The organism is Amycolatopsis sp., assembly GCF_025464955.1.
GTDB lineage: Bacteria > Actinomycetota > Actinomycetes > Mycobacteriales > Pseudonocardiaceae > Amycolatopsis.
This window is the reverse complement of the sequence record NZ_JAODNM010000106.1, coordinates 1-25,453: the sequence shown is the minus strand read 5'-3', so window position 1 is coordinate 25,453 and position 25,453 is coordinate 1. Positions and strand designations below refer to the sequence as shown.

Below are 25,453 nucleotides of genomic sequence, written 5' to 3'. Positions count from 1 at the left end.
GCCAAGACCCGTCAGGGCCACCCTTGTGGCGTTGGACGCACTCAGGGTGGCCCTGAGGGATCGGTGGTGGGCAGGACGAGCTCGCCCACCGTGCCGCCGTCCTCGTCGCCGAGCAGCCGGGCGGATCCGCCGTGCAGGTCCGCCACCCAACGGACGATCGCCAGCCCTGTCCCGGCCCCACCGAACATCCGCTCCCGGTCGGCCTCGGGGATGCCGGGACCGTGGTCCTTCACCGTGATCCGGCCTTCGCCGACCACGACCTCGATGGCCGACTCGCCACCGTGCCGGACGGCGTTGTCGAGCAGGTTGCGGATGGCCCGCGAGAGCAGTTCGGGATCGCCCGAGACGACACACGGACTGGCCATCACGCTGACTTCGGCACCCCGGTCCAGGTTTTCGACGAGCTGCTCGACCAGCAGGTCCAGTCGCAACGGCGCGCGTTCGGCCACCTGAGTCAGGAACCGCTCCTGCTGGTCGAGCCTGCTCAGCGCGGTCCGCATGCGCCGACCCGACAAGAAGTGCCCGGCGGCCGCGGCCGACAGCAACAGGATGAAACAGACGAGCGCCAGGTCTCGCAGGAGTGTGGTGTGGTCGGCGGCGCCGTCGGCAGGGTCGCCCGCCGCGATCACCGTCGCCGCGATTTGGCCGCCGTTCCACACCGGCGCCCCGGCCAGTCGCAGCGGGCGCCCGTCGGTCCCGGTTCCGTCCAGTAGAACGGTGTCCTGGTCGTGGCGGGTCTCGTCCGCTGCCTGCCGCAGCGAATCCGGATCGGGCAGCCAGGTGTCCCGCGCGCTGCCGTACCGGGGCACGAGAGCGCCGTTCGCGCCCCACTCAACCACGTACACCTGGGTGGGGTTCGCCGCGAGGACGTCGTCGCGCAGCGACTCCAGATGCAGCGTGCCTTGGTCGTAGTAGACCGCGTGGGACAGCGCCGTCACGGACCGGCCGACCTCGGCGTCGAGCGCCGAGGCACGCGAGTGGGAGTCGACGACCCCAGCGCTGCTCGCCACGACGACGAGGCAGACCGCGGAAACCAACGTGTACAAGGCGGTCAGCCGCCAGCGGAGGAGCCGGAGCCTCGCCGTCGCCGTCGTCAGTGCGGTCACGAAGCCGGGCGCGGTTCGATGACGTAACCGGAGTCGCGGACGGTACCGATCATGATCGGTGGCCCGAGCTTGCGGCGCAGCTGCGCGATCACCTCGTCGACCACAGTGGACAGCGGGTCGGCCGGCTCGTCCCGGCAGTGCTTGAGCAGATCCGCCCGCGACACGACCTGTCCGGCGCGGACGGCCAGCAGTTCGAGCACGGCGAACTCCTTGGCGCCCAACGTGAGCAGCACCCCGCCGCGACGGACTCGTTTGCGCGAGGTGTCGAGCTCGAGGTCGCCGATCCGCACGACGGCCTGCCGCGGGTGCTCGGCCCGGCGGCACAGCGCGCCCACCCGGGCCGCGAGCTCGGCGAAGGCGAACGGCTTGAGGAGATAGTCATCCGCGTCTTCGGCCACCGCGTCGACGGCGGTCAGCATCAGTACCGGCAGGCGGACGCCGGCGGCGCGTTGCCGTCGAAGGAGTTCGAGACCGTCGCCGTCGGGCAGCAGCCTGTCGAGCACCAGGCAGTCGTAGCCGTCGACGCTCAGCTTGAGGCCGGCGTCGGCCAGGTTCGTGGCCAGGTCGACCGCGTAGCCCACGGCCCGCAGGCCGTCGGCGACCTCGGCGCCGAGCCCGGGATCGTCCTCCACCACCAGCACCCGCATGGCTGCGACTCTAGGCCGTGTGGCTTTCGACTGCCGCAGTGCCGTCGGCGAGCGGCAGGAGCGGGACAGGAAATTGTCGGTGGTCGCTGGCATGCTCTGTTTCGAGAGCACGAGGGGGAGAAATGGCCGACCGGCGATGGAGCGTGGAGCAGGTGCTCGCGCTCGCACCCGATCCCGCGTCCGGCAAAGCCGGGCGCAGCCAGGCTTCGGCGGGCAAGTGGCCGTTGCTGGGCGCGTCGCCGGAGGCGGTTTGGGGCGCGTGTCAGGGCAGCGGGAAGACGCCGTACCAGACGGTGGTCGAGCTGTCCGGCCCCGCGTTCCGCTGTTCGTGTCCGAGTCGGAAGTTTCCCTGCAAGCACGCACTGGGGCTGCTTCTGCTGTGGGCAGGTGGTTCCGTGGAAGAAACGGACACACCGGAATCGGTGCGCACCTGGCTCGGCGAGCGGGCCGATCGGGCGCGCCAGGCCGAAGAACGCACGCGGACCCCGGTCCGCCGGGATCCCGCGGCCGCGGCGAAGCGGGCCGAGCAGCGGACGGACAGGGTCGCCGGCGGGGTCGCCGAGCTGTCGGTGTGGCTGGCCGACCAGGTACGCCGGGGACTGAGCGCGCTCGAGCGGGGCGGCAGGACGGAGCTGGGCGGGGTCGCGGCCCGAATGGTCGACGCCCAGGCACCCGGTCCGGCCGGGGTGTTGCGGCGTGCGGCGCGGCTGGTGGGCCGCGGCAAGGAGTGGCCTGCCCGGTTGCTCGAGGAGTTCGCGCTCCTGCATCTGCTGACCGAGGCCTTCTCGCGACTCGCGTCTCACCCGGAGCCGCTCGCGGACACGGTCCGTGCGCGGCTCGGGTTCGTCACCGAGACGGCGGAGGTTCGGGAGAACGGCGAGCGGGTGGCCGATGTGTGGCTTGTCGCCGGGTTGGTCGACGACGAGGGTGATCAGCTGGTTTCACGACGGGTCTGGTTGTGGGGCAAGCATTCCGGGCGTTATGCGCTGGTGCTGTCGTTCGCTCCGCCGGGCCGTCCGCTGGATTTCTCCCTCCTGCCGGGGTCGCAGGTGAGCGCGACAGTGGCGTTCTATCCGGGCGCGCTGCCGTTGCGGGCGCTGGTTCTCGAAAGCGGGGAACCCGTTCCCGCGCCTTGCCCTGCCGGTGACTCGGTCGAGGCGTCCCTTGAGGACTATGCCGCCGCGCTGGCTTCGGATCCCTGGCTCGAAAGGTGGCCCGTCGTGCTCTCCGACGTCGTACCGGCAAGGCTCGGCGAGGGCTGGGGTCTGTCCGATGTGGATGGACTCGCCCTACCACTGGCCGCGGAAACGGATCCGTTCCCGTTGCTCGCCGTGTCGGGTGGGGCGCCGCTGACCGTGGCGGCCGAGTGGTCCGCCGCGGGCCTTCGGCCGTTGTCCTGCTGGGACGGCGAACGGCCGGTTCTGCTGTGAACGGCTGGGAGGAACTGGTCGCCACCGCGTTGCTCGGCACGCAGCGGCGTCCGCTCGACAAGGCGGCGCTGCCCGGCTCGGTCAGGTTTTTGCTCGGTGGTCAGTCCGCTCAGGACGCGGCAGCCGAGTTCCTCGACGTTGCCGCCCTGATGACCGGTTACCGGCGTGCTGGTCTCGCGGTGGGCCGTAAGGCCGAACCCGTCGCCGCCGCGCCGCCCGACGAGCGGCCGCTGATCGCCTCCGCCGCTCGAGCCAGGCTCGCGAGGCTGCTCTCGATGAACGATCCGGACGTGTTCGACGAGTGGTTGCTCGCCGTGCGCGACCGCGGGCTGAGGGTTTCGCCGGAACGCTTACCCGCCTTGGCTTCCGCGGCCGGAGGAAGGGTGGCATCGCGGCCGCTGACCGCGGCGGTGGCCGGGCCGCTGGGGGAGTGGCTGGCCGGACTGAACCCGGAGTGGTCGTTCCTCTCCGCGCACGCGGCGGCCGCAGGGCAGCATGTCTGGCGTTACGGAACGATCCCGCAGCGGGCGAAGTGGCTGGCCGAGTTGCTCGTCACGGAACCGGTCAGGGCCCGCGCCGAGCTGGCCGCCGCATGGCTGGGCGAACCGGCGCCGGCCCGCTTGGAGTTCCTGTCCGTGCTGGGTGAAGCACTCTCGCCCGAGGATGGCGAATTCCTCGAAACGGTGTTGGACGACCGAGCCGAACAGGTCCGCGAGCTCGCCGTGGACCTGCTCCACCGCCTGCCGGACTCGGCGTTCGCCGACCGCATGGCCGGGCGGATCCGGACGCTGGTTTCGGTCCAACCCCGGCCGCTGCGCCGGGACGTGCTCGTGGTGAACCTCCCGGAGGCCTGTGACGAGGAGATGCTGCGTGACGGGGTGCGGCGGGTTCCACCCGGTGGCGCTCGGCGGGCCTGGTGGCTGAAGCAGCTCATCACCGCCGCCCCGATGCGGGTCTGGGCGGAGTTCTCGTCGAGTCCCGCGGCGCTGCTGCGCATGCCGATCGAGGGAGCCGACGAGCGACTGGTGCGGGAGGCACTGACCGGCGCCGTCGCCCGCCAGCAGAACGCAGCCTGGGCCCGCGCACTGCTCGACGCCGATCCCTGGATCACCGGCGCCGCCCTGATGATCACCGCCTTGCCCCGGGAGCAGTGGGCCGGCGCCGTCGTCGAGCTGGCACGCAAGGCCAGCGCCTCGCGCATGGCCGACACGGTCGGCGACCTGCCCCGGCCCTGGCCGGTCGACCTCGGGTTCGCGTTGCTCGACTGGCTGGTGACCGCCCCGGACGAGCGGGTCGTCTCGTCAGCGGCCCGGGTCATCGCGCGCGGCGTGCCACCGTCCTGCTTGAACCATTCGCCGAGCACCGGTCCGCTCCCCGAGGACACGTCACCGTGGCGTCGCGAGCTTGCCGCAACCCTGACCTTCCGCCGCGAGATGTACGAGGAGCTCCGATGACCCGTCCGACACGTCCGGCCCGTCCCGAGTCGCTGCCCGACGAAACGATCCTGCGTCCGCACGCCGAGCAGACCTTTGCCGGCGAGCTGGCCGCGCTCGCCGCGCAGGACGAGCGGGAGCGCCCGCCGTCGTGGCTGCTCTCCCCGTGGTCGGTGGTGCTGTACCTGCTCGGCGGCACGCTGCCCGACGGCACCGTGATCAGCCCGAAGTACGTCGGGCCCCGGCGTTTGGTCGAGGTGGCCGTCGCCACCCTCGCCACCGACCGTGCGTTGCTGCTCCTCGGTGTCCCCGGCACGGCCAAGACCTGGGTTTCCGAGCACCTCGCCGCCGCCGTCAGCGGGGATTCGACGCTGCTGGTGCAGGGCACCGCGGGCACGGCCGAAGAGGCGATCCGGTACGGCTGGAACTACGCGCGCCTGATCGCCGAGGGACCGAGTGAACGGGCGCTCGTCGAGAGCCCTGTCCTGCGGGCGATGCGCGACGGAAAGGTGGCGAGGATCGAGGAACTCACCCGGATCCCGGCCGATGTGCAGGACTCGTTGATCACCATCCTGTCGGAGAAGACGTTGCCGGTGCCCGAACTGGGCTCCGAAGTCCAGGCGCGCCGGGGTTTCACCGTCATCGCGACGGCCAACAACCGGGACAAGGGCGTCAACGAGCTGTCCAGCGCACTGCGACGGCGGTTCAACACCGTCGTCCTGCCGTTGCCGGATTCCGCCGAGGCCGAGGTCGAGATCGTCACGCGCCGGGTCGAGCAGCTGGGCACGTCGCTGTCGCTGCCGGCGCAGGACGTCGAGCTCGCCGAGATCCGGCGCGTGGTCACGGTGTTCCGCGAGCTGCGGTCGGGGCGCACCGAAGACGGCCGGACAGCGGTGAAGTCGCCGTCCGGGACGCTGTCCACGGCCGAAGCCATCAGCGTGCTGACCGGCGGGGTCGCGCTCGCCGCCCACTTCGGAGACGGGGTGCTCCGCCCGCACGATGTCGCCGCCGGGATCCTCGGCGCGGTGGTGAAGGACCCCACCGCCGACGCCGCGGTCTGGAGCGAATACCTGGAGACGGTCGTGCGCGAACGCGACGGCTGGGCCGACTTCTACCGCGCCTGCCGGGAGTTCGCCGGATGACGAGTCCCCCATCCTCGGCCGAAGTGCACCTGCTCGGCATCCGGCACCACGGTCCCGGATCGGCACGGGCCGTCGCCGCGACGCTGGCCGAACTGCGGCCGGACGTCGTGCTCATCGAGGGTCCGCCCGAAGCGGACTCCCTGGTCGACCTGGCCGCGCAGGACACCATGGTGCCTCCGGTCGCGTTGCTCGCCTACGCCGTCGACGACGCGACCAGGGCCGCGTTCTGGCCCTTCGCCGTCTTCAGCCCCGAGTGGCAGGCCATCCGGTATGCCGTGGCGGCCGGAGTGCCGGTGCGGTTCTGCGACCTGCCGGTGGCGCACCAGTTCGCCGAGGAACCTCTCAGCGGTGGCGGGTTGGCGGCCGATCCGCTCGCGGAACTCGCGTCCGCGGGCGGCTATGAGGACCCGGAACGGTGGTGGGACGACGTCATCGAGCACCGGCGAGATGGCGCCTCGCCGTTCGAGGTGATCGCCGAGGCGATGGGCGCACTCCGCGAAACGGAGGAATCCGTTGACACGCCCGCTGGGAAACGAGAGCGCAGGCGCGAGGCCTTCATGCGTCTTTCGTTGCGGCGGGCCAAAAAAGACGGGTTCCAGCGAATCGTGGTGGTGTGCGGGGCGTGGCACGTCCCGGCACTGACCGAGCCGCTCCCACCCGCGTCGCGTGATCAGGCGATCCTCAAAGGATTGCCGAAACGTAAGGTTGCGTGCACCTGGGTGCCCTGGACGCACAGCAGGCTGGCGGCGTCGAGCGGGTACGGCGCCGGGGTGACTTCGCCCGGCTGGTACCGCCACCTGTTCACCGCGGCCGACCATGTGACGGCTCGCTGGCTGACCGACGTCGCCGGGGTGTTGCGGGCCGAGGATCTGCCGGTCTCCAGCGCGCACGTGATCGAGGCGGTTCGCCTCGCCGACACGCTCACAGCGTTGCGGGGCCGGGCGCTGCCGGGGCTGGAGGAGGTCACCGAGGCCACCCGCTCGGTGCTGTGTGACGGCGACGACGTCCGGCTGGATCTCGTCACCCGGCGGCTCGTGGTCGGTGAGCTCCTCGGCGAGGTTCCGCCGGAGACCCCGCAGGCGCCGGTGGCGGCCGACCTGACGGCCGCGGTGAAGCGGTTGCGGCTCAGGCGCGATCCGTTGGTCCGCGAGCTGGACCTCGACCTGCGGAACCCGACCGGGGCGGAGCGTTCCCAACTGTTGCACCGGCTTCGGATTCTCGGCGTCGGCTGGGCCGTACCGGAACCCGCGCGGCGGGGCAAGGGGACCTTCCGCGAGACGTGGACCCTGTGCTGGCGGCCGGAGTTCGAAGTGGACCTGGTGGCCGCGGGGGTGCACGGCACGACCGTCTTCGCGGCCGCTGTTTCGATGGTCCGCGCGGCTGTCGCGGAGGCGACGACCCTGGCCGACATCACCGGCGCGGTCGAGGACTGCCTACTGTCCGAGTTGGACACCGCGCTGCCGGACGTGCTGGCCGCCTTGGACAGGCGTGCCGCCACCGACTCCGACGTCGCGAACCTGATGGCGGCCCTGCCCGCGCTGGCCAGGGCCTCGCGGTACGGCACGGTTCGCGGTACCGACACCGGAGCCCTGCGCACGGTGGGGGAGCGGATGGTGGTCAGGGTTTGCGCGGGCCTGCCCTCCGCGGCGCACGGACTCGACGAGGACGCCGCCGCGCGGCTCTGTGGGCTGGTCGACGGGGTGCACGAGGCTGCCGGGCTGCTCGGCGAAGACACCAGGGAGCGCTGGCTGGTCGCGCTGGAATCGTTGGCACGCAGGGAAACCGTCGCTCCCCGGTTGGGCGGCCGGGTGACCAGGATCCTCTACGACGCCGAGCGCACCAGTGCGTCCGAAGTGGAACTGAGGCTGGGGCGGGCGTTGACGCCGGGGATCGAACCGGCCAACGGTGCCGCGTACATCGAGGGGTTCTTCGACGGGGGCGCGTTGCTGCTGGTCCACGACGACAGGCTCCTGCGGGTGCTGGATGGCTGGCTGTCCGCGGTGCCGCCCGCCTTGTTCACTGAAGTGCTTCCCTTGTTGAGACGGACTTTCGGCGCGTTCGCGGCCCCTGAGCGCCGGACGATCGGAGAGCGCGCCGCGGGCTTGTCCGGGCAGCGGGCCCCGGTCGAGCGGGTGGTCGAGGACTTCGACGAGCGGCGGGCGGAATCCGTCCTGCCCGTGCTGGCGACCTTGCTGGGGGTGGGCCGGTGACCGGGTCGGAGGACGAGCGGTTGCGGCGGTGGCGGCTGGTACTGGGCGGCGAAGGCGACGGCACCGGTCACGCGCTCAGCGGTGAGGATCAGGGCGTCGATGCGGCGCTTTCTGCGCTGTACAGTGGAAAACCCGAGGAGGGCACCGGCCGCCGCCGGAGTTCCGGGCTCGGTGCGTCCGCGCCGAGGGTCGCGCGCTGGCTGGGCGACATCCGCCAGTACTTCCCCAGCAGCGTGGTGCAGGTCATGCAACGCGACGCCGTCGACAGGCTCGGGCTGACCAGGATGCTGCTCGAACCCGAGCTGCTCGCCGCGGTGGAGCCGGACGTGCACCTGGTCGGGACGTTGCTCGCACTCAACGGCGTCATGCCGGAGAAGACCAGGCAGACCGCGCGGGAGGTGGTCCGGCGCGTGGTCGACGAGCTGGAGCGCCGCCTCGCCGACAAGACCCGCGCCGCGGTCAAAGGCGCGCTCGACCGGGCGGCCCGCACCCAGCGGCCGCGGCACGCGGACATCGACTGGCCGCGCACGATCCACGCCAACCTGAAGAACTACTCACCGGAGCTCGGAACGATCATCCCGGACCGGCTGGTCGGGTACGGGCGCAAACAGCACAGCGTCCAGCGTGACGTCATCCTCGCCATCGACCAGTCCGGATCGATGGCGGAGTCGGTGGTCTATTCGAGCATCTTCGGCGCCGTTCTCGCGTCGATGCGGGCGTTGCGCACCCGGCTGGTGGCTTTCGACACCGCCGTCGTCGACCTGACCGACCAGCTCGACGACCCGGTGGACGTGCTGTTCGGGACGCAGCTCGGTGGCGGCACCGACATCAACCGGGCGATCGCGTACTGCCAGGGCCTGATCACCCGTCCGACGGACACGCTGCTCATCCTGATCAGCGACCTGTACGAAGGCGGTGTCCGCGACGAACTCCTGCACCGGGCCCGGACACTGGTCGGCGCGGGCGTCCAGGTGGTCGCGCTGCTCGCCCTGTCGGACTCTGGCACCCCCGCCTACGACCACGAAAACGCCGCCGCGCTCGTCGAGCTCGGGGTACCGGCCTTCGCGTGCACCCCGGACCTGTTCCCGGAGCTGATGGCCGCCGCGATCCGCCGCGACGACCTGTCCCGGTGGGCCGAGACCACCCTCGGAGGTGGTTCCTGACCCCGGCGGCCGATCGGTTCAGGGGCGAGTGGCGCTGAGCCGCAGACGGACATAGTCGATGACCGGCTCGGCGAGGCGTTCGGCGACCGCCTCCACCAGTGGCCGACGTCGCTCGGGCGGCAACTCGCGGAGCTGGGCGCCCAGCAGCACGGTGGCCAGGAACGCCTCGAGCTGTTCGCCGCGTTCCAGGTGGGCCGGGTCCGGCACGAGACCGACTTCGATGTCGACGAAACCGGCGTCCTCGAGGCGCTGGCGGGTTTCGTCAACTCCGGCGAAGTTCCACACCTCGGCTCCATCAGACCCGCTGACGTCGCGCAGGGCAGCGCGGAAGGCCGCGACGTTGCCGGCACCACCGGCCTCGGCGATGAACCGGCCGCCGGGGCGCAGCGCGGCGGCGACGCTCCGGAAGACGACGTCATGGTCGGGGAGCCAGTGCAGCGTCGCGACGCTGATGGCCGCGTCGACGGAATCGTCGAGGGTCAGGGGTTCCCGGATGTCGGCCTCGAGCACCGTGACGCGGTCCAACCGGTCCGCGAGCCGGGACCGCAGCTGGGCCAGCATCTGGGCCGAGCCGTCGACCGCGACCACCCGGCCCTGGGGGAACGCGTCGAGGAGCAACTCGGCGTCTCGGCCCGTTCCGCAGCCGAGGTCGAGCACCGACTCGTCGCCGCTCAGCGCCAGCCGCTCGAGCACTCCCGCGCCCCAGCGCCGATGCGGCAGCGGCAGTGAGTCGTAACTACGCGCGTCCCATTCCAGTAGCTCCATGCCGGACTCTCCCGCCAGTCGGATTTCCCACTGTGCAGGATACTCTTCTCGCCTAGTGAGAATTGCGCCGGTCGATCCCCAGGTGGTCGCGCAGGGTCGTGCCGGTGTATTCGGTCCGGAAGACGCCGCGTTCCTGCAGGAGGGGCACCACCTTGTCGGCGAATTCGTCGAGGCCGCCGGGGGTGACGTGCGGGACGAGGATGAACCCGTCGCTGGCGTCGGCCTGGACCAGGTTGTTCATCGACTCGGCGACCGAGTCGGCCGAGCCGATGAAGTTCTGCCGCGAGGTGACCTCGATCATCAGGTCCCGGATCGACAGGTTCTTGGCCTCCGCCAGCTGCCGCCACTCCTTCGAGGTGGCGAGCGGGTCGCGGTACATCCGGACACTGGCCCGGCCCTTGGCGATCGTGTTCTCACCGAGCTCCGGGTCGACGTCGGGCAGCGGCCCGTCGGGATCGTACGAGCTGAGGTCGCGGTTCCACAGCTGCTCGAGGAACTTGATCGCGGTCTGGCCGCTGACCTGCTGGCGGCGGACGACGTCGGCGCGCTCCTGGGCGTCGGCGTCGGTGTCACCGAGCACGAAGGTGGCGGCCGGCAGGACGACCAGCTGCTCGTGGGTCCGGCCGTAGCGGGCGAGCCGGCTCTTGACGTCGGAGTAGAACGCCTGACCCGCTTCCAAGGTGCCGTGGCGGGTGAAGATGGCGTCCGCGGTCGCCGCGGCGAATTCCCGGCCCTCGTCCGAATCGCCCGCCTGCAGGATGACCGGCCTGCCCTGCGGGGCGCGCGGCACGTCGAACCGGCCCGAAATGTCGAAATGCTCGTCGTGGTGGGAGAACGAGCCCGCGCCGGCGTCACTCAGGAAGACGCCGGTCTCCTTGTTCGCGACGATCTCGTCGCCACGCCAGGAGTCGAACAGCTCCCAAGCCGTGCGCAGGAACGTCTCGGCGCGCTCATACCGCTTGTCCTGCGCCAGGAACCCGCCCCGGCGGAAGTTCTGGCCGGTGAACGCCTCCCACGAGGTGACGACGTTCCAGGCGGCCCGTCCCGCCGACAGGTGGTCGAGCGACGCGAACTGCCGCGCCACCTCGTACGGCTCGTTGAACGTGGAGTTGATCGTGCCGGCCAGTCCCAGCCGCTCGGTGACCGCGGCGAGCGCGGCGAGCACGGTGAACGTGTCCGGCCTGCCGACGACGTCGAGGTCATAGATCTCGCCGCCCTGCTCGCGCAGACGCAGTCCCTCAGCGAGGAAGAAGAAGTCGAACTTCGCCCGTTCCGCGGCCTGCGCGAGGCGGACGAAGGAACTGAACTCGATGTGGCTACCTGCCGCGGGATCGCTCCACACCGTCGTGTTGTTCACGCCGGGGAAGTGGGCGGCGAGGTGGATCTGCTTCAGTGGCTTCGTCATTTTCGCGCCCTCTCAAGCGGCGTAGCGGTTGGCAGGACGGTCGAGGCCGAGCAACCCGCGAAGGGTGCCGGCTTCGTACCCGGTCCGGAACACACCCCGCGACCGCAATTCCGGTACCAGGCCTCGGGTGATGGCGGTCAGATCGTGGGGGAGCGCGGCGGGGCGCAGCCGGAACCCGGTCAAGCCCGCTTCCCGCCAGGCGAGGAGCTGGTCGGCCAACGCCGCCGGGGTGCCGGTGAAGATCGCCGCGTCGGAGGTGTACGCGGCACCTGCGACGTCGTCCAGCCGTGCCTTGCGGTCCGCGGCCGCTCGGGCCGTTTCGTCCAGGAACACGACGAGATCACCGAAGACGTGCAACGGCTCGCCAGTACGCCCGGTTTCGGCCTGCGCGGCCCGCACCTCGGCGGTCACTTTCGCTGCCTGGTCGACGTCGTGCGGCGTGACGAACACCAGATCCGTAGACCGGGCGCCGAAGCGATACGGAAGGGCCTTGTGCGCCAGGGCGGTCACCAAGGGCTGGCCCTGTGGCGGCCGCGGCGTGATGGAAGGTCCCTTGACACTGAACCATTTGCCCTCGAAGTCGATGTAGTGCAGTTTGTCCCGATCGACGAACCGGCCGGTGGCCACGTCGCGGATTTCCGCGTCGTCTTCCCAGCTGTCCCACAACCGCCGCAGCACTTCGACGTAGTCGACGGCTTCCTCGAACAGGTCGGAAACAATGCCATCGTCGGCTTGCGCGGGGAACTCACGTCGCCCGAACTGGCCCGCCGCGCTCGGGCTGCCCGAGACCTTGAGACGCACCCCGGCGCGGCCATTGCTGACGAAGTCCAACGTGGCGATGGCCTTTGAGAGGTGGAACGGTTCGGTGTGGGTGAGGACTGCGGTCGGGACAAGCCCGATATGCGAGGTGAGGGGCGCGACCCGGGAGGCGATCAGCACGGCGTCGAGACGCCCTCGGACCTGGTCGGTGCGTTCGTCGGGACCGTCGGGTGCCGTGGACTGCAGCCCGAGCGAGTCTTCGATGGTGACGAAGTCCAGCCGGCCCCGCTCGGCCTCGCGGACCAGGTCGGTCCAGTACCCGGCGGTGAACAGCTCGTCCGGGCGCGCGTCGTGCTCGCGCCACGCGGCCGGGTGCCAACCCGCCCCGTCCAGCGCGACAGCTACGTGCAGACCCGTCTCGTGTGCCATGCCGGTGCTTCCCTTCCCTTGGCTGTCACCGCATTCTGCTGCAGAACGCGCCGGTGGCGGCAAATTGGCCAAGTGCTGGGAAAGGTGGAGGTTCCCGCCGAAGGCGGGAATATTCGGCGGCGACGGCGGAACGCTGGGGTTGAACGCTGCCCGGTGGGGGCGGGGCAGGCGACTCAGGAGGAGTCGGTGTTACTCGGAATCGATGTCGACACTGCTGGTCACGATCGTCCGGTCCGCCCGGTAAATGGTCCGTGAACGGGCGACCAACTTCGGCTTGTCACCGAGCTGCTTTTCGCTGAACCAGGACCGGTCGACCATCAAGGTCGGCAGGCCGGGCGGCACCTGGAGTAGCTTGGCTTCGCGCGGGGTGGCGAGGATCGACTCGATCCGGTTGTCGACCCGGCTGGCCGTGATGTCGCATTGCTCGAGCAGCCGGCGGCGTACGCTCATCGGCGCGATACGCAGGTTGTCAGCGACCCGGAAAAGGCTGTTCGGAATGTAGGTGGATTCCAGCCCGACGGGGGTATCGGTTTCGGTGAGCAGCTGCTCGATGTGCACGACCGTGGACCGGGCGCGAATGCCCAGATCGTCGGCCAGCGTGCGGTCGGCCACGATGTTCTCGGAAAAGAGAAAACTACGGCTCTTGGCGCCGTGTGACCAGTTGTCGCCGTCGGCCGAGGCCGGGGTGATCGCGTCGGTCACCTTGGGTGGGGCCACGTAGGTGCCGCTACCGTGCTTGCGCAGCAGCTTGCCCTCGACGATGAGCTCCTCGGTGGCATTGCGGATCGTCTCCCGCGCCATGCCGAGGCGGGCGGCGAGGCTACGCTCGGTCGGGATCGGCACCCCGACCCCGAGTTGCCCGATGATCGCGGCGATCAACAGCTTGGCCTGGAAGTACTGCGGAATTCGCCCGTCTTCCGGTATTCCGTTCCGGAACGGCGTATTCGTACTCAGTTCGGCTATCGGCTGGATGGCGTCCCCGACGAATTCGGGATATCTTCGTGAAGAACTTTCGGCGGTCTTCAATTTCTCTGTGCTCATCATCTTCCCGGTCGCTCCCTGAGGTCACTACCTACCGTAGTGGCGCCGCGGGAGCACAGAGTGCCCCCGTTCGAGTGAGTATCACATTCTGGTCGGTAAATCGGCCGTGAGCTGGAAATCTTCCGGTGGCCGGCGGGATGTGTCCTATCTCATAGGGCAGAAAGTCTCGCACTTCGGTACACGTCAAGGGCATTTCGTGAGAAATCTACATATTTCGTCAAGGTTTAGATCTTTATGTGGACTAACTATCGCTGGGTGCCTAATTTCGTTCGGAGTTCACCCGGTGAGGGGTAGTAGGCCTCATCGGGTGAACTGAACTCGACCGTAGGTCACCGGGAGTGCGAGCCTGCTGGGCCTGTCGAGCGCACGGCTGGCCGTCGCGTCGTTGGTCTTGGTGCCGGTCGCGCCCGTGCTCAAGGCACGCCTGCCGCGACGCCGCGACCTGCCGTTGATTGCCTTGTGCGGGCTGACCGGCATGAGCGCTTACCAACTCCTGCTGAACCGGGGTGAGGTTCACGTCCTGGCCGGGACCGCGAGCGTCCTGCTCGCCACCGCGTTCCTCGGCGAGCCCTGGTTGTCGCATTCGTCTGGCTCGGGGAGACTTCGCGCGTCGTCGAACTCATCGGCGGCCTGATCAGCATCGTCGTGGTCGTGGTCGTCAACCGCCGTCCGAAGACTCCCGTCTCCTACTTGTCGCCAGTGCTCAACGCGGCGAGTAAGGCGGTCAACGCGGGCATGGCTTGGTCCAGTTTGCGCCGCTCCGCCGTCGGCAGCGTGTCCAGCGCTTCACGCAGTACCGCGCCGCCCACCTTGTCGTAGCGGTGGAGCAGTGTCCGCGCTTCGGTCGACACCGTCAGTTCGGTCGCGCGGAGGTCAGTGGCCGAGGTGTGCCGCTCGACCAGACCCTTCGCGCTCATCGTGCGGACGAGGTTGCTGACGGTCGACGGTGCCACCCGCAACCGGCGGGCGGTTTCGAGCGTGCCAAGCGGGCCGTGGTCGTCGAGGGTGCGCAGCAGCTCGATCTGCGCCTCCTGGAGGTCGGGCAGAGCCGCCGCGACTCGGGTGCGGCCCAATGCCGACCACCTCGACCGGATGGCGGCCCTGCGCCACGCCGGCCCCACGTACCCGGTCCAGGTGGTGGACGAGTTCGCCGAGATCACCTTCGCCGAGCACCTGAGGGAGGGCGACGAGTCCGTGATCACCTGCTCGCCGGCCGACCTGCCGCCGGGCTACGCGCGGCGGAACTAGGAATCCGTCACCGGCGACGGTCACGTTTTCGACTCGGTTTGAGTTCGGCCCTCAAGTTCTCCGACGGTGGGTTTCCGCAGCGCAACGGCCCGGGCCGCGGTGTCCGGCACGGGTTCGAGGGCACGCCGTCCCGCAGAGTTCAACAGCCTTTCATCTGAGGCGGCCTTTGCGGCTTGCTTACCGAGGCCGTCGTGGACAACGCTGCCGCGTGGCGTTTCGTTCACGAGGAGGCAGTTGATGGCGCAGTCGGATTTCCAGCTCAGACGTCGCACAGTGCTCGGTGGGGCCGTCGCGGCCGCCGGGATCGCCGGCGTGTCCGGCGCGTTGCCGGCCGGGATGGCCGAGGCGTTGGCCGAACCGTCCCGGCGCGGCAGTCTCGACGACGTCAAGCACGTGGTCGTGCTCATGCAGGAGAACCGGTCGTTCGACCACTACTACGGCACGATGGCCGGGGTCCGCGGGTTCGGTGACACCGCGGCGCTGCGGCTGCCGACCGGTAAGGACGTCTTCCACCAGCCGGACCTGCTCCGGGTCGACGGCGGCAACCTGCTCCCGTTCCATGTGGACACCAAGCTCGTCGACGGCCAGGACCTCGGCGACCTCGACCACGGCTGGAACGGCACCCACCAGGCGTGGAACAAGGCCGCCTACGACAACTGGATCCCGTCGAAGTCGGCGATGACCATGTCGTACTTCACCCGCGACGACATCCCGTTCCACCGGGCACTGGCCGGCGCGTTCACCATCTGCGACAACTACTTCTGTTCGATCCAGGGGCCGACCACGCCGAACCGGCTGTACCACTGGACGGGCATGATCGACCCCGCCGGCGAGGCGGGCGGGCCGGCGACCTTCAACCCGGACGACTACAAGCCCGTCTACCAGTGGACGACGTACCCCGAGCGGCTGCAGGCCGCCGGCGTGTCCTGGCAGGTCTATGCCAACGACGAGGTCGGTGACGGCGGCGGCGAGGACGGGTATGTCGGCGACTACGGCGACAACCCGCTGTGGCTGTTCCAGGCCTACCACGACGCGCTGGCCTCCACCGACCCCAAGAAGCGCCAGCTCGCCGAGCGCGCGAGCCTGCGGGCGCAGTGGAAGGCGGGCTCGGGCCAAGGCCGCGACACCGACCACGTGCTCGCGCAGTTCATCGCGGACTGCAAGGCCGACAAGCTGCCGAGCGTCTCGTGGGTCGTCGCGCCTTACGCCTACAGCGAGCACCCGGCGGCGCGTCCGGTCGACGGCGCCGCGTACACACAGCGTGTCCTCGAAGCGCTGTGGGCGAACCCGAAGCTCTGGGAGTCCACGGTCGTCCTGCTCAACTACGACGAGAACGACGGCTTCTTCGACCACGTCGTGCCGCCGACGGCGAACCCGGGCACGCCCGGCGAGCTGCTGTCCGCAACGGGCGGCCTGGCGACCAGTGCCGACGGCTCGGCGCCGATCGGGCTCGGCCCGCGCGTCCCGATGACGGTGATCTCGCCGTGGAGCCGCGGTGGCTGGGTGAACTCCCAGGTCTTCGACCACACGTCGGTCCTGCGCTTCCTCGAGAAGTGGACCGGTGTCCACGAGCCGAACATCTCGGCGTGGCGCCGTGAGATCTGCGGTGACCTGACCAGCTGCTTCGACTTCCGCGAGCACGACACGTCGATCCCGACGCTGCCCGACGCGGACGCCTTGCGCACGCAGGCCGACGCGACGCAGTCGAAGCTGCCGAAGCCGGCTCCGCCCGCCAGCGGCAAGCAGGTCACGCCGGTGAAGGAGCCGGGCACCGCGAAGGCCCGGCCGCTGCCCTACCAGCCCCTTGCCGGGATCACGGCTGGTTCCGGCTCGTTGCAGCTCACGCTCGAGAACCACGGGTCCGCGGCGCTGCAACTGGCGTCGTACGCCTACCACCTCGGCGGCGCCTCGCAGCGTTTCGACGTCCAGGCGGGCGGCAAGGCCACTGGCGAGGTGAGTTTCACCAGCAACTACGACGTCGCGATCCACGGCCCGAACGGCTTCGTGGTCGAGGCCGCGGGCTCCACGCAGACCGCGGGTGTCGAGGCGAAACTGACGTTGTCCGGCTCGGGACCGAAGCTCCAACTGCACGTCACCAACTCGGGCGCGCACGCGGTGTCGGTCGCGGTCTCCGGACGTTCCGGCTGCATCGTGCCCGCGCACGGCTCGCACCAGTTCACGCTCGATCCGCTGTCCGGCGACCACGGCTGGTACGACGTCACGGTCACGATCGCCGGCCAGCGCACCTGGCGGCGGCGGTTCGCCGGGCACCTGGAGAACGGCAAGCCCAGCCGAACCAGCTGACACCCAGGACGGCGGTTCGGCGAAGACCCCTCGGGGCCACCTTTGTGGCGTCCAACGCCACAAAGGTGGCCCCGAGGGTTTGACAGCAGAGCGTGCGCCACACCTCCGGGCCACTATTGCGGTTCACTTGCTCATCTGACTACCGTTGCAGGTGAGCAAGTGAAGGGAGGTTCCCGTGCACGCCACCACAACTTCCGTGGCCCCGGCGAAACTCGGCCGTATCCGCGCCGCGCTCAGCCCGCGGGAATGGGTGTCGTTGGGCGGCATGGTCGGCTTCATCGTGCTGCTTAACGTCCTCGGCTGGGGCGTACTGGCCGTGTTCGTCGTCCCGGCCCATTACGCGCTCGGTACCGGTGGGGTCTTCGGGATCGGGCTCGGGGTCACCGCGTTCACCCTCGGTATGCGGCATGCCTTCGACGCCGACCACATCGCCGCGATCGACAACACCACCCGCAAGCTGATGGCTGAGGGCAAACGTCCGATGTCGGTCGGTTTCTGGTTCTCCCTGGGGCATTCGACGGTGGTTTTCGGCCTCTGCATCCTGCTTTCGCTCGGCGTACGCGCGTTGGCGGGCCAGGTGCAGGACGACTCGTCCTCGTTGCACCGGACGACCGGGCTGATCGGCACCTCGGTGTCCGGTGTGTTCCTCTACCTCATCGGGATCCTCAACCTGGTCGTGCTGGTCGGGATCCTCAAGGTGTTCCGGTCGATGCGCAACGGCGACTTCGACGAAGCCCAGCTGGAGCACCACCTGGCCAACCGCGGGTTCATGAACCGCATCCTCAAAGGTGCCACCAAGGCCGTGCGCAAACCGTGGCACATCTACCCGGTCGGCATCCTGTTCGGACTGGGCTTCGACACCGCGACCGAGGTCGGCCTGCTGGTGCTCGCCGCCGGTGCCGCCGCCTTCTCGCTGCCCTGGTACGCGATTCTGGTGCTGCCGATCCTCTTTGCGGCTGGGATGAGCATGTTCGACACCGCCGACGGCTGTTTCATGAACTTCGCCTACGGCTGGGCGTTCGCCAAACCGGTCCGCAAGATCTTCTACAACCTCACCATCACCGCGCTGTCGGTCGCGGTGGCGCTGATCATCGGCACCATCGAACTGGTGTCGATCCTGGTCGACAAGCTCGGCATCGAATCGGGACCGCTCGCCGCGGTCGCCGGGCTCGACCTCAACTATGTCGGGTTCGCCATCGTCGGGCTGTTCGCGCTCACCTGGGTCATCGCGCTCGCGGTGTGGCGGTTCGGGAAGATCGAAGAGAAGTGGTCCGCCCACCTGGGCACCGGGTCGCCGGGCGATCCGGCTTGATTCTCGCTGGTTATGCTGGCGGGCATGACTGACCCGGGATCATCCGCGCCCCTCCGGCGACGCCGGGTGGTGGCCGCGGCGGTGGCGGTCGTAATCCTCGTGGTGGACCAGTTGACCAAGTATTGGGCCGTTTCGACGCTGACCGCGCACGCGTCGATCCGGGTACTCGGCGACTTCATCTCCTTCCAGCTGCTCTACAACTCCGGCGCGGCTTTCTCGATCGGCGAGAATTCGACGTGGGTGTTCACCGTGGTGGCGGCCGCCGCCGTGGTCGCGCTGGTCTGGCTGGTCGGCAGGGTCCGCTCCCGGGGCTGGGCGATCTCGCTCGGCCTACTACTCGGCGGCGCCGCGACGCACCTCTTGGACCGCCTGTTCCGGGCGCCCGGGTTCGCCCGTGGGCACGTCGTCGACTTCATCGACTACAACGGCTGGTTCGTCGGCAACATCGCGGACATCGTGTTGTTCGTCGGCGCGGTACTGGCCGTTCTGCTCAGCTTGCGCGGGGTCGGGATGGACGGGAAATCCCAGATCTCGCGGTCGAACGAGGGCGCGAAGTAGTCATACTCAGATCCTCCCGAAGGTTGACGACGCGGCGGTTCGGAGTTCCTACTGTGGGACAAGACCGGACGGCAGTCAGAGAGCAAGGGGTGTCATCGTGGACGCAGTCAAGCTGCTTCGGCTGGGAACTGGCCGAAAGCTCGCGTACGAACAGTCCGGTGACCCGCGCGGAACCGTGGTCATCGGCTTCCACAGCACGCCCGGCTCCCGGTTGGAACGCTTCCCCGACGACGAAACCCTGACCCGGCTCGGTGTGCGGTTGATCACCTTCGACCGGCCCGGCTACGGCCTGTCGGACCCCGTCGACGGACGCACCCTCCTCGACTGCGCGGACGACGTCGTCGCACTGGCCGACCACCTCGGCATCGGCGAGTTCGGCGTCCACGGGATGGCAGGCGGAGGCCCGTTCGCGCTGGCCACGGCCTGGGCGCAGCCCGAACGAGTGGTCGCCGCTGCGGTGTCCTGCGGTCTCGGCCCGCTCGACCGCCCGGGGGCGATGGACGGCCTGAGCCCGGGCGTCCTGGCGCAGTTCCACCTCTCACAGCATCACCCGGACCGCCTCGGCGCCGCCCTCGCCGGCGGCATGCTGGCACCGGTCGTCCCCGAGCACGAGATGGCCACCCTGGCGGCGATCCCGGGGCTGACCGAGATGCTCATCGAGTCACTGTCGGCACTCAGCCAGTCCGGCTGGGACGGGGTCGTCGCCGACGACCTGGCCGTCGTCGGTTCCTGGGGATTCCCGTTGGAGGAGATCGCCGTCCCGGCGTCGCTGTGGCACGGGGACAGTGACACGCTGGTCCCGTTCGGGCACTCCGAATACGTCGCGAACCGCATCCCCGGCGCCGAGCTGCACCTGTGTCCCGAGCAGGGACACTATGCGATGTTCGGCCACTCCCAAGCCATTTTCCGCGGTCTGACCAGGCATTTCGCCAGGTCCTGAGCCGAGGGGCTCAGTGCCCGCGGGGCGCGTACATGATCACCGCGACCCCGGCCAGGCACAGGAGCGCGCCGATGACGTCGAACCGGTCGGGCCGGTAGCCGTCGGCAACCATGCCCCAGGCCAGGGACCCGGCGACGAACACGCCTCCGTAGGCGGCGAGGATGCGGCCGAACTGGGCGTCCGGTTGCAAGGTCGCGACGAAACCGTAGATTCCGAGCGCGACGACGCCACCGCCGATCCAGGTCCAGCCTCGGTGCTCGCGGACGCCTTGCCAGACCAGCCACGCGCCGCCGATCTCGAACACGGCCGCCAAGACGAACAGGGCTACGGAACGCAGGGGCACGGATCCTCGCCTCGACTATCGGATGGTGGGGGCATCAGGTTAAGCGCCGAAGATCGATTCCGCTGGGGCTATCCGGCGTTCGCGGTCCAGCTGCGGAAGGACCCGCGAGCCCAGCAGCTCGATCCCGCCGACGTCGGTGAGCCCGTGTGGGGTGCCGAACTCCACCCGCGACACCCCCGCGTCGATCAGCTTCTGCGCCTGTGCGGCGACCTGGTCCGGGGTTCCGGAGAAGGCGAACCGGTCGAGCAGCTCGTCGGTGATGAGATCGCCCGCGCCCTGGTCGTCGCCGAGCCGGACGCGGCGCCCGATCTCGGCGAGCAGCTCCGGGGGAACGTCCACGGTCGGGTCCAGCCCCGCCACCACGTCCAGGTACATCGCCACTTCGGCGCGGGCTCGGCGCCGGGCGGCGGTCGCGTCCGTGTCGACGACGGTGACCGCGCCGACCACGATGCCAACATCGTCAGGCGCGCGACCGGCAGGTCCGGTGCCGACGGACACGCGCTCGCGCAGAAGCCCGACGACCTCCGGGTTGGCCGTGCCGCCGATCTTGATCTCGTCGGCGATCCGACCGGCGACCGCGGCCATCCTCGGCCCCCAGGCGCCGATGAGCAGGTCCACCTTCGGCCTCCGCACCGGGTACCGCAGGCGCGACCCCGGTGCCAGCCGGAACACCACGCCGTCGAATCCGCGGTCGTCACCTGAAAGCAACGCGGCGACCACCCGTGCGGCTTCGGTGACCGCGGCGACCGGGCGTGGCTGCCCGATGCCGACCCTGTCCAGCCAGGACCCCCGAGCGAGCCCAAGATAGGCGCGTCCGTCCGAGGCGAGGTCGAGCGCGGCCACCTGGCCCGCTATCTCGTAGGGATGCAAGGAAAAAGGGTTCCAGCACGCGGCGCCCAAGCGCACCCGCCCGGTCACCGCCGCCATCTCGAGCAACGGGACGAGTGGCGGCTGGAACATCAGGTCGCCGAACACGCTCAGCACGTCGAACCCGTGCGACTCCGCGAGCACGGCCAACCGGGCGTAGTCGCCGGGCCGTTTGTCGCCCTGCAGGCCGAGTCCGATCTCCACCGCATGTTGCGGGCGGTTCACGTCAGCTCGTCCGTGGCGATCCGGCGGCGACCGGTGCGTTCGACGCGCATGATCAGCCGCTCGTCCGGATCCGGGCAGCAGACCAGGGAATCGCGTTCCAGCCAGTCGCTTTCGGGCAGTTGCCGTTGTTTCGCCGGAAGCAGTGGCAGAACCGCTTGCAGTGCGTAGAGACAGAAGTGCTTTCCATCCGGTATCCGCAGCTGTGAGCTCTGCACGAGGTCGAAGTAGTCGCCGACGGCAAGTCCGCAGACGGACCGTCCGTCGATCCGGTCGACGATGACCCGGAGGTCGTACAGTTCCGTCACCGCGTCGGGCTCGGTCATCCGTGTCGTCCTTCCGCCGTTACCGCTACTGGGTCCTTTGTGGATGGTTCGATGCCGACTTCGACGGCTTCCGTCCGCGGCCGCGGCGTCACCAGGCTAACCGCGACGAGCACGACGAGGTTGACGGCCATGGCGATCACGCCGGGTTCCCATTGCGGCAGATGGGCCGCCCAGTAGTCCTTCGCGAACGGCGCGAGCAGGGTGACGAACCCGGCCACGATGCCCGCCAGCACGCCGATCGCCGACGTCCGACGCCAAAGGAAGGCCAGGAACACCCCGGGCGCGAGCATGCCGATCGCCGAATACGCGTACAGCAGGATGTCCACAAGGGACTTCCCGTCGCCGATGGTCAGCCAGACCGCGGCCGCGGCGAACACCACCATCGAAACCCGCGACGCGCGCAGCAGTGTCCGGTCGGACAGCCCCGGTTTGAGCGGCGTGACGACGTTGCGGGCGAAGATGGCCCCCGAAGTCAGCAGCAGGACCGAACCGGGTGCCAGGGCGAGCAGGAAAGCGGTGCCCGCGAAGAGTCCCACGACCCAGGAGGGGTACTTGTCGGAGACGAACTGGAGCAATGCGCCGTTGAGGCTGCCGTCGTGCGGTTTGGTCCCGGCGACCAATGCCGCGAAGCCGAGCAGGATGATGAAGAAGTAGGCCAGCGAATAGAGCGGTTGCCAGATCGCGTTCCGGCGGATCGACGTGCCTGACTTGGCCGCGTAGGAAACCTGGAACAGGTGCGGGAACACCCAGTTCCCGAGGGCGACGTTCAGCGCCGAGGTCATCAGCCACACTGACGTCGTCGGCGACGTCGGATCGAGGCCGGGAAACTTGCCGATCCCCGGGTGCGCGTCCTCGGCCAGACGCAGGACGTCCAGCGGCGACGACGCGCCGACCTTGCCGGCGACCGTGGCCGACAGCAGCACCACCACCACGATCATCAGGATGTCCTTGACTGCGGCCGAAAAAGCCGCCGACCGCAGCCCGGCCAGCACCACGAACGCGAGCATGAGCACCGCGCCGAGGACCACCGCGACGGTCGGGGAGACGGCGTCGCCGAGGGTTAGGCGGACGATCAGGCTGAGGCTGACGAGCTGGATCTGCACGTAGACGACCAGAGCCGCGATGCCGACCACCCCGGTGACCACGCCGAGCCACGGCGCGTCGAAGCGCGCGGCGAAGAAGTCCGGCTGGGTGATCAGCCCGTGCTTACGTCCGGCGCGCCAGATCTTGGGCATCAGCCAGTAGCCGAGGGCGTAGCTGAGCGATACCGAAGTGAAAGCCAGGTACGCCGGCGCCCCCAGCGCCCATGCGTACCCGGAGATACCCAGGACGGCGAAGGTCGTGTACACCTCGCAGGCGTTCATGAACCAGAACAGTGCGGACCCGAACTTGCGGTCGCCCACCGCCCAGTTCGCCAAGGTGGAGTTCCGGGCGCCTCGGCGGCCGAAGCCGACGGCGCCGGCTGCGGTGCCCACCACGATCACGAGTGCCAGTGCGAGGTCCATCAGTGCTCACCTGCGGGCTCGGTACTGGCGAGGAAGTCGGCCTGTTCGGCCTCCACCCCGGCACGGCGGTCCAGCCGGAAGACCACGCCGATCACCACCGAGGTCACCACGACGCCGAGCATCTGCCAGGCCATCGGGAACGGGATGTGCCACGGGGCGAACGCGATGTCGTTGACGACCGGCGCGAGGCCGATCTGCCAGACGAACGGCACCACCAGCAGCCAGCGGTAGGGATGGGAAACCTTCACGGGTGCGGCTGAGCTCATGGGGACTCCCACGGTTCGGCGAGGTTGTGCAGTCACAGTGCACGTTGAGCGGGGACGGTACGGCTTGGCGCCGCGCCGGTCAAGCTGGTGATCGAGGTCTTGAACTGTGTTGATTGGCGCCGGAGCGGCTTTTCCGTACGCTGTTGGCAGGCTGTTGCGGACTGACGACCGTGTGCAGTGAGACTGCAGGAAGGTGGACCATGATCGGGGACCAGCTCCGCGAGCTGCGGATGAAACGGGACCTCAGCCTGCGGGCGCTGGCGGCCGAGGCAGGGGTGTCCGCGACCCTGCTCAGCCAGGTCGAACGCGGGATCACCGAACCAAGCCTGGCCACCCTGCGCAGGCTGGCGGGCGTGTTCGGGGAGTCCGTCGCTTCGCTGTTCGAGGACCGCGCCGCCCCGGCGGTCTGGGTCAGCCGCCCCGGTGAGCGCTCCACCCTGCGCGGCCCGAAGGGGCAGGTCGCCTACGAACGCCTCACCCCGGGAAACGGCCAGCTCGAAGTGCTCCGCGGCGTGCTCGAACCGGGGGAGTCCACCAGCGCCGAGCCGTGGGGCCATCCGTCGCTGGAATGCGCGTTTGTCGTCGCCGGCGTCCTCACCGCCGAGGTCGATGGCGTGCCGCGCCTCGTGCGGACCGGTGAGGCCATCACCTTCGACTCACGCCAGCCGCACCGCTATCTCAACGCCTCCGCCGAGCGCGTCGAATTCCTCCTGTCAGTGAACCCGCCGAGTCCTTAGTGGGTGCCCTGGCGCAATACCCTGGATCCTGTTTTTCTCCGGTTCACCGCAGCAAGGACCGAGGCTGGGCGAGGTTCGCGGAGCGGCCCCGAGGGCCGGTTCCGTTGCGTTGGTGGCTGCGTTTCGTGAGCGATTGAAAAGGCGCTCGCAACTTGCCAACCACGGTAAGCGACTGCGCTGGTTCGTTTGGTGTAGGAGTGAGTGATGCGGCAAGGAGTTGTAGGAGGCGAGTGGGCATAATTCCTTGCTATGGCAGCCTTTCCGAATCATCAATGACTGCATTCTGCGATAATGCGTATCACCTGAACGTGGTCCGAATAAATGTTCGAATCGAGGTAGGATGGAGAAGTGCCCAGCGATTCGATCACCATCCCCGATGCCGCCGATATCCGGCGTGCTGATCCGGCGACGCTGGTCGAGTACGCCCGGGTGATCACCGGGGAGATGAACCGGTACACCGCGTTGCTGGGTCTGGTGGTCACCAAGACCGAGACTGATGGCATCAAGGCGACTCATCAGTACAACTCGGCGGTGCAGTGGTTGATGCATACGACGGGGTTGTCCGAGTCTGCGGCGCGTCAGATCGTGGTCCGTGCCCGTGGCACCAACTCCTTGTACGCCATCGACGGGACAGAGATCCCCGCTGTCGCACCGCTGACCGGTCTTGCGGCACTGGCCGGTGCTCTCACTCCCGCGCATGTCGACGTCATCGTGAAGACGATGACGGCGATGCCCGCGACGGTGTCGGAGGAGGACCGGGTGGCGGCGGAAAAGATCCTGATCGGTGTGGCCCGGGCTGCGTCCCCGGTCGAGGTGAAGAAAGCCGGCGACCGGATCCTCGACACCCTCGACCCGGACGGACCCGAGCCGAAGGATCCGCCGGAGAGGCCGCAGCGGGAGTTGTCGTTCCAGGAGCACCGCGACGGCTCCGCGACGCTGAAAGGCAAGCTCGACAACGTGGCCTACGCCCAGTTGCGGGCCGCGTTGGATCCGTTGGCGAAGCCGCAGTCGACGAAAGAGGAAGGCCGCGACCCCCGCAGTCAATGGGAACGCCACGCCGACGCGTTGGTCGATCTGGTCCGGCTCGCTATGACGGTGGACGAGATCCCGACCCATGGTGGTGACCGGGTGCATGTGGCGGTCACCGTGGACTACGAAACGCTGAAGTCCGGGATCGGGACGGCGATGCTCGACTATGGCGGTGTGATCACGGCAGCGGAAGCGCGGATGTTGGCGTGTGACTGCAAGGTGATTCCCGCTGTTCTCGGGACCGAGAGTGAGCAGATGGATTTGGG

At 69.1% G+C, this 25,453-nt stretch carries 25 protein-coding genes; 13 read left to right on the top strand and 12 right to left on the bottom strand.

Annotated elements, in window-relative coordinates; all coding sequences use genetic code 11:
- Nucleotides 1–41: 41 nt before the first annotated feature.
- Nucleotides 42–1,106: an ATP-binding protein gene (locus JWQ81_RS24975; protein WP_297545102.1), complete on the bottom strand. Its 1,065-nt coding sequence runs from the start codon at nt 1,104–1,106 to the stop codon at nt 42–44.
- Nucleotides 1,103–1,753, bottom strand: coding sequence for a response regulator transcription factor (locus JWQ81_RS24970; protein ID WP_297545100.1), 651 nt, complete (start codon nt 1,751–1,753; stop codon nt 1,103–1,105). The genes JWQ81_RS24975 and JWQ81_RS24970 overlap by 4 nt, the downstream gene beginning before the upstream one ends.
- A 122-nt stretch (nt 1,754–1,875) precedes the next feature.
- Here JWQ81_RS24970 and JWQ81_RS24965 point away from each other — a divergent pair, with 122 nt between their 5' ends.
- From JWQ81_RS24965 to JWQ81_RS24945, 5 genes are read left to right on the top strand one after another with little or no spacing between them, the layout of a single operon-like run.
- The gene (locus tag JWQ81_RS24965) at nt 1,876–3,183 is read left to right on the top strand and encodes an SWIM zinc finger family protein (protein ID WP_297545098.1); all 1,308 of its coding nucleotides are present in this window, start codon (nt 1,876–1,878) and stop codon (nt 3,181–3,183) included.
- On the top strand, nt 3,180–4,637 hold the full coding sequence (locus JWQ81_RS24960; protein ID WP_297545096.1) for a DUF5691 domain-containing protein: 1,458 nt from the start codon (nt 3,180–3,182) through the stop codon (nt 4,635–4,637). Before JWQ81_RS24965 ends, JWQ81_RS24960 begins: the two co-directional genes overlap by 4 nt.
- A complete protein-coding gene (locus tag JWQ81_RS24955; protein ID WP_297545094.1) occupies nt 4,634–5,758 on the top strand; it encodes an AAA family ATPase in 1,125 nt (374 codons plus the stop codon). Before JWQ81_RS24960 ends, JWQ81_RS24955 begins: the two co-directional genes overlap by 4 nt.
- A complete protein-coding gene (locus JWQ81_RS24950; protein WP_297545092.1) occupies nt 5,755–7,968 on the top strand; it encodes a DUF5682 family protein in 2,214 nt (737 codons plus the stop codon). Before JWQ81_RS24955 ends, JWQ81_RS24950 begins: the two co-directional genes overlap by 4 nt.
- On the top strand, nt 7,965–9,131 hold the full coding sequence (locus JWQ81_RS24945; RefSeq protein WP_297545091.1) for a VWA domain-containing protein: 1,167 nt from the start codon (nt 7,965–7,967) through the stop codon (nt 9,129–9,131). Before JWQ81_RS24950 ends, JWQ81_RS24945 begins: the two co-directional genes overlap by 4 nt.
- 18 nt (nt 9,132–9,149) lie before the next feature.
- On the opposite strand, the gene JWQ81_RS24940 is transcribed toward JWQ81_RS24945, so the two are convergent.
- From JWQ81_RS24940 to JWQ81_RS24925, 4 genes are all read right to left on the bottom strand, one after another.
- Complete coding sequence (locus JWQ81_RS24940) at nt 9,150–9,896, bottom strand: trans-aconitate 2-methyltransferase (protein WP_297545089.1); 747 nt, start codon at nt 9,894–9,896, stop codon at nt 9,150–9,152.
- A gap of 52 nt (nt 9,897–9,948) precedes the next feature.
- On the bottom strand, nt 9,949–11,301 hold the full coding sequence (locus JWQ81_RS24935) for an NtaA/DmoA family FMN-dependent monooxygenase (protein ID WP_297545087.1): 1,353 nt from the start codon (nt 11,299–11,301) through the stop codon (nt 9,949–9,951).
- A gap of 12 nt (nt 11,302–11,313) precedes the next feature.
- Nucleotides 11,314–12,489, bottom strand: a complete 1,176-nt coding sequence (locus tag JWQ81_RS24930) for an LLM class flavin-dependent oxidoreductase (protein WP_297545086.1) — start codon at nt 12,487–12,489, stop codon at nt 11,314–11,316.
- A 189-nt stretch (nt 12,490–12,678) separates the two neighbouring features.
- Entirely contained in the window at nt 12,679–13,533 is an 855-nt protein-coding gene (locus tag JWQ81_RS24925) for a GntR family transcriptional regulator (protein WP_297545085.1), read from the bottom strand.
- A 343-nt stretch (nt 13,534–13,876) separates the two neighbouring features.
- Between JWQ81_RS24925 and JWQ81_RS24920 the strand changes: the two genes are divergently transcribed.
- Nucleotides 13,877–14,164 carry an EamA family transporter gene (locus JWQ81_RS24920; protein ID WP_366942334.1) on the top strand — a complete coding sequence of 96 codons (288 nt, stop codon included), beginning with the start codon at nt 13,877–13,879 and terminating at the stop codon, nt 14,162–14,164.
- Nucleotides 14,165–14,216: 52 nt separating this feature from the next.
- Here the strand turns inward: JWQ81_RS24920 and JWQ81_RS24915 are convergent, their stop codons facing one another.
- Entirely contained in the window at nt 14,217–14,603 is a 387-nt protein-coding gene (locus tag JWQ81_RS24915) for a MarR family winged helix-turn-helix transcriptional regulator (RefSeq protein WP_297545083.1), read from the bottom strand.
- A 19-nt stretch (nt 14,604–14,622) separates the two neighbouring features.
- On the opposite strand from JWQ81_RS24915, the gene JWQ81_RS24910 reads away from it, so the two are divergent.
- The 5 genes from JWQ81_RS24910 (at nt 14,623) to JWQ81_RS24890 (ending at nt 19,892) form a co-directional block, all read left to right on the top strand.
- A complete protein-coding gene (locus JWQ81_RS24910) occupies nt 14,623–14,778 on the top strand; it encodes a phenolic acid decarboxylase (RefSeq protein ID WP_297545082.1) in 156 nt (51 codons plus the stop codon).
- 237 nt (nt 14,779–15,015) lie between these two features.
- Nucleotides 15,016–17,082 carry a phosphocholine-specific phospholipase C gene (locus JWQ81_RS24905; protein ID WP_297545080.1) on the top strand — a complete coding sequence of 689 codons (2,067 nt, stop codon included), beginning with the start codon at nt 15,016–15,018 and terminating at the stop codon, nt 17,080–17,082.
- A 265-nt stretch (nt 17,083–17,347) separates the two neighbouring features.
- Entirely contained in the window at nt 17,348–18,394 is a 1,047-nt protein-coding gene (locus JWQ81_RS24900) for a HoxN/HupN/NixA family nickel/cobalt transporter (protein WP_297545156.1), read from the top strand.
- A 24-nt stretch (nt 18,395–18,418) separates the two neighbouring features.
- A complete protein-coding gene (lspA, locus tag JWQ81_RS24895; protein ID WP_297545078.1) occupies nt 18,419–18,952 on the top strand; it encodes a signal peptidase II in 534 nt (177 codons plus the stop codon).
- Between the two features lie 97 nt (nt 18,953–19,049).
- Nucleotides 19,050–19,892 carry an alpha/beta hydrolase gene (locus tag JWQ81_RS24890; RefSeq protein ID WP_297545076.1) on the top strand — a complete coding sequence of 281 codons (843 nt, stop codon included), beginning with the start codon at nt 19,050–19,052 and terminating at the stop codon, nt 19,890–19,892.
- A 10-nt stretch (nt 19,893–19,902) separates the two neighbouring features.
- Here the strand turns inward: JWQ81_RS24890 and JWQ81_RS24885 are convergent, their stop codons facing one another.
- From JWQ81_RS24885 to JWQ81_RS24865, 5 genes are read right to left on the bottom strand one after another with little or no spacing between them, the layout of a single operon-like run.
- Nucleotides 19,903–20,235 (bottom strand): YnfA family protein, encoded by a 333-nt coding sequence (locus tag JWQ81_RS24885; RefSeq protein ID WP_297545074.1) that lies wholly within the window; start codon nt 20,233–20,235, stop codon nt 19,903–19,905.
- Nucleotides 20,236–20,274: 39 nt separating this feature from the next.
- Entirely contained in the window at nt 20,275–21,327 is a 1,053-nt protein-coding gene (locus tag JWQ81_RS24880; RefSeq protein WP_297545072.1) for an LLM class flavin-dependent oxidoreductase, read from the bottom strand.
- Nucleotides 21,324–21,650 carry a TIGR04076 family protein gene (locus tag JWQ81_RS24875; RefSeq protein WP_297545070.1) on the bottom strand — a complete coding sequence of 109 codons (327 nt, stop codon included), beginning with the start codon at nt 21,648–21,650 and terminating at the stop codon, nt 21,324–21,326. The genes JWQ81_RS24880 and JWQ81_RS24875 overlap by 4 nt, the downstream gene beginning before the upstream one ends.
- Nucleotides 21,647–23,155 carry a sodium:solute symporter gene (locus JWQ81_RS24870; protein ID WP_297545068.1) on the bottom strand — a complete coding sequence of 503 codons (1,509 nt, stop codon included), beginning with the start codon at nt 23,153–23,155 and terminating at the stop codon, nt 21,647–21,649. The genes JWQ81_RS24875 and JWQ81_RS24870 overlap by 4 nt, the downstream gene beginning before the upstream one ends.
- Nucleotides 23,155–23,421 (bottom strand): DUF3311 domain-containing protein, encoded by a 267-nt coding sequence (locus tag JWQ81_RS24865; RefSeq protein WP_297545066.1) that lies wholly within the window; start codon nt 23,419–23,421, stop codon nt 23,155–23,157. Before JWQ81_RS24865 ends, JWQ81_RS24870 begins: the two co-directional genes overlap by 1 nt.
- A 200-nt stretch (nt 23,422–23,621) precedes the next feature.
- Between JWQ81_RS24865 and JWQ81_RS24860 the strand changes: the two genes are divergently transcribed.
- Both JWQ81_RS24860 and JWQ81_RS24855 read left to right on the top strand, forming a co-directional pair.
- Entirely contained in the window at nt 23,622–24,158 is a 537-nt protein-coding gene (locus JWQ81_RS24860; RefSeq protein ID WP_297545064.1) for an XRE family transcriptional regulator, read from the top strand.
- Between the two features lie 348 nt (nt 24,159–24,506).
- Nucleotides 24,507–25,453 (top strand): DUF222 domain-containing protein (locus JWQ81_RS24855; RefSeq protein WP_297545063.1); only part of this gene is annotated, 947 nt, incomplete at its 3' end.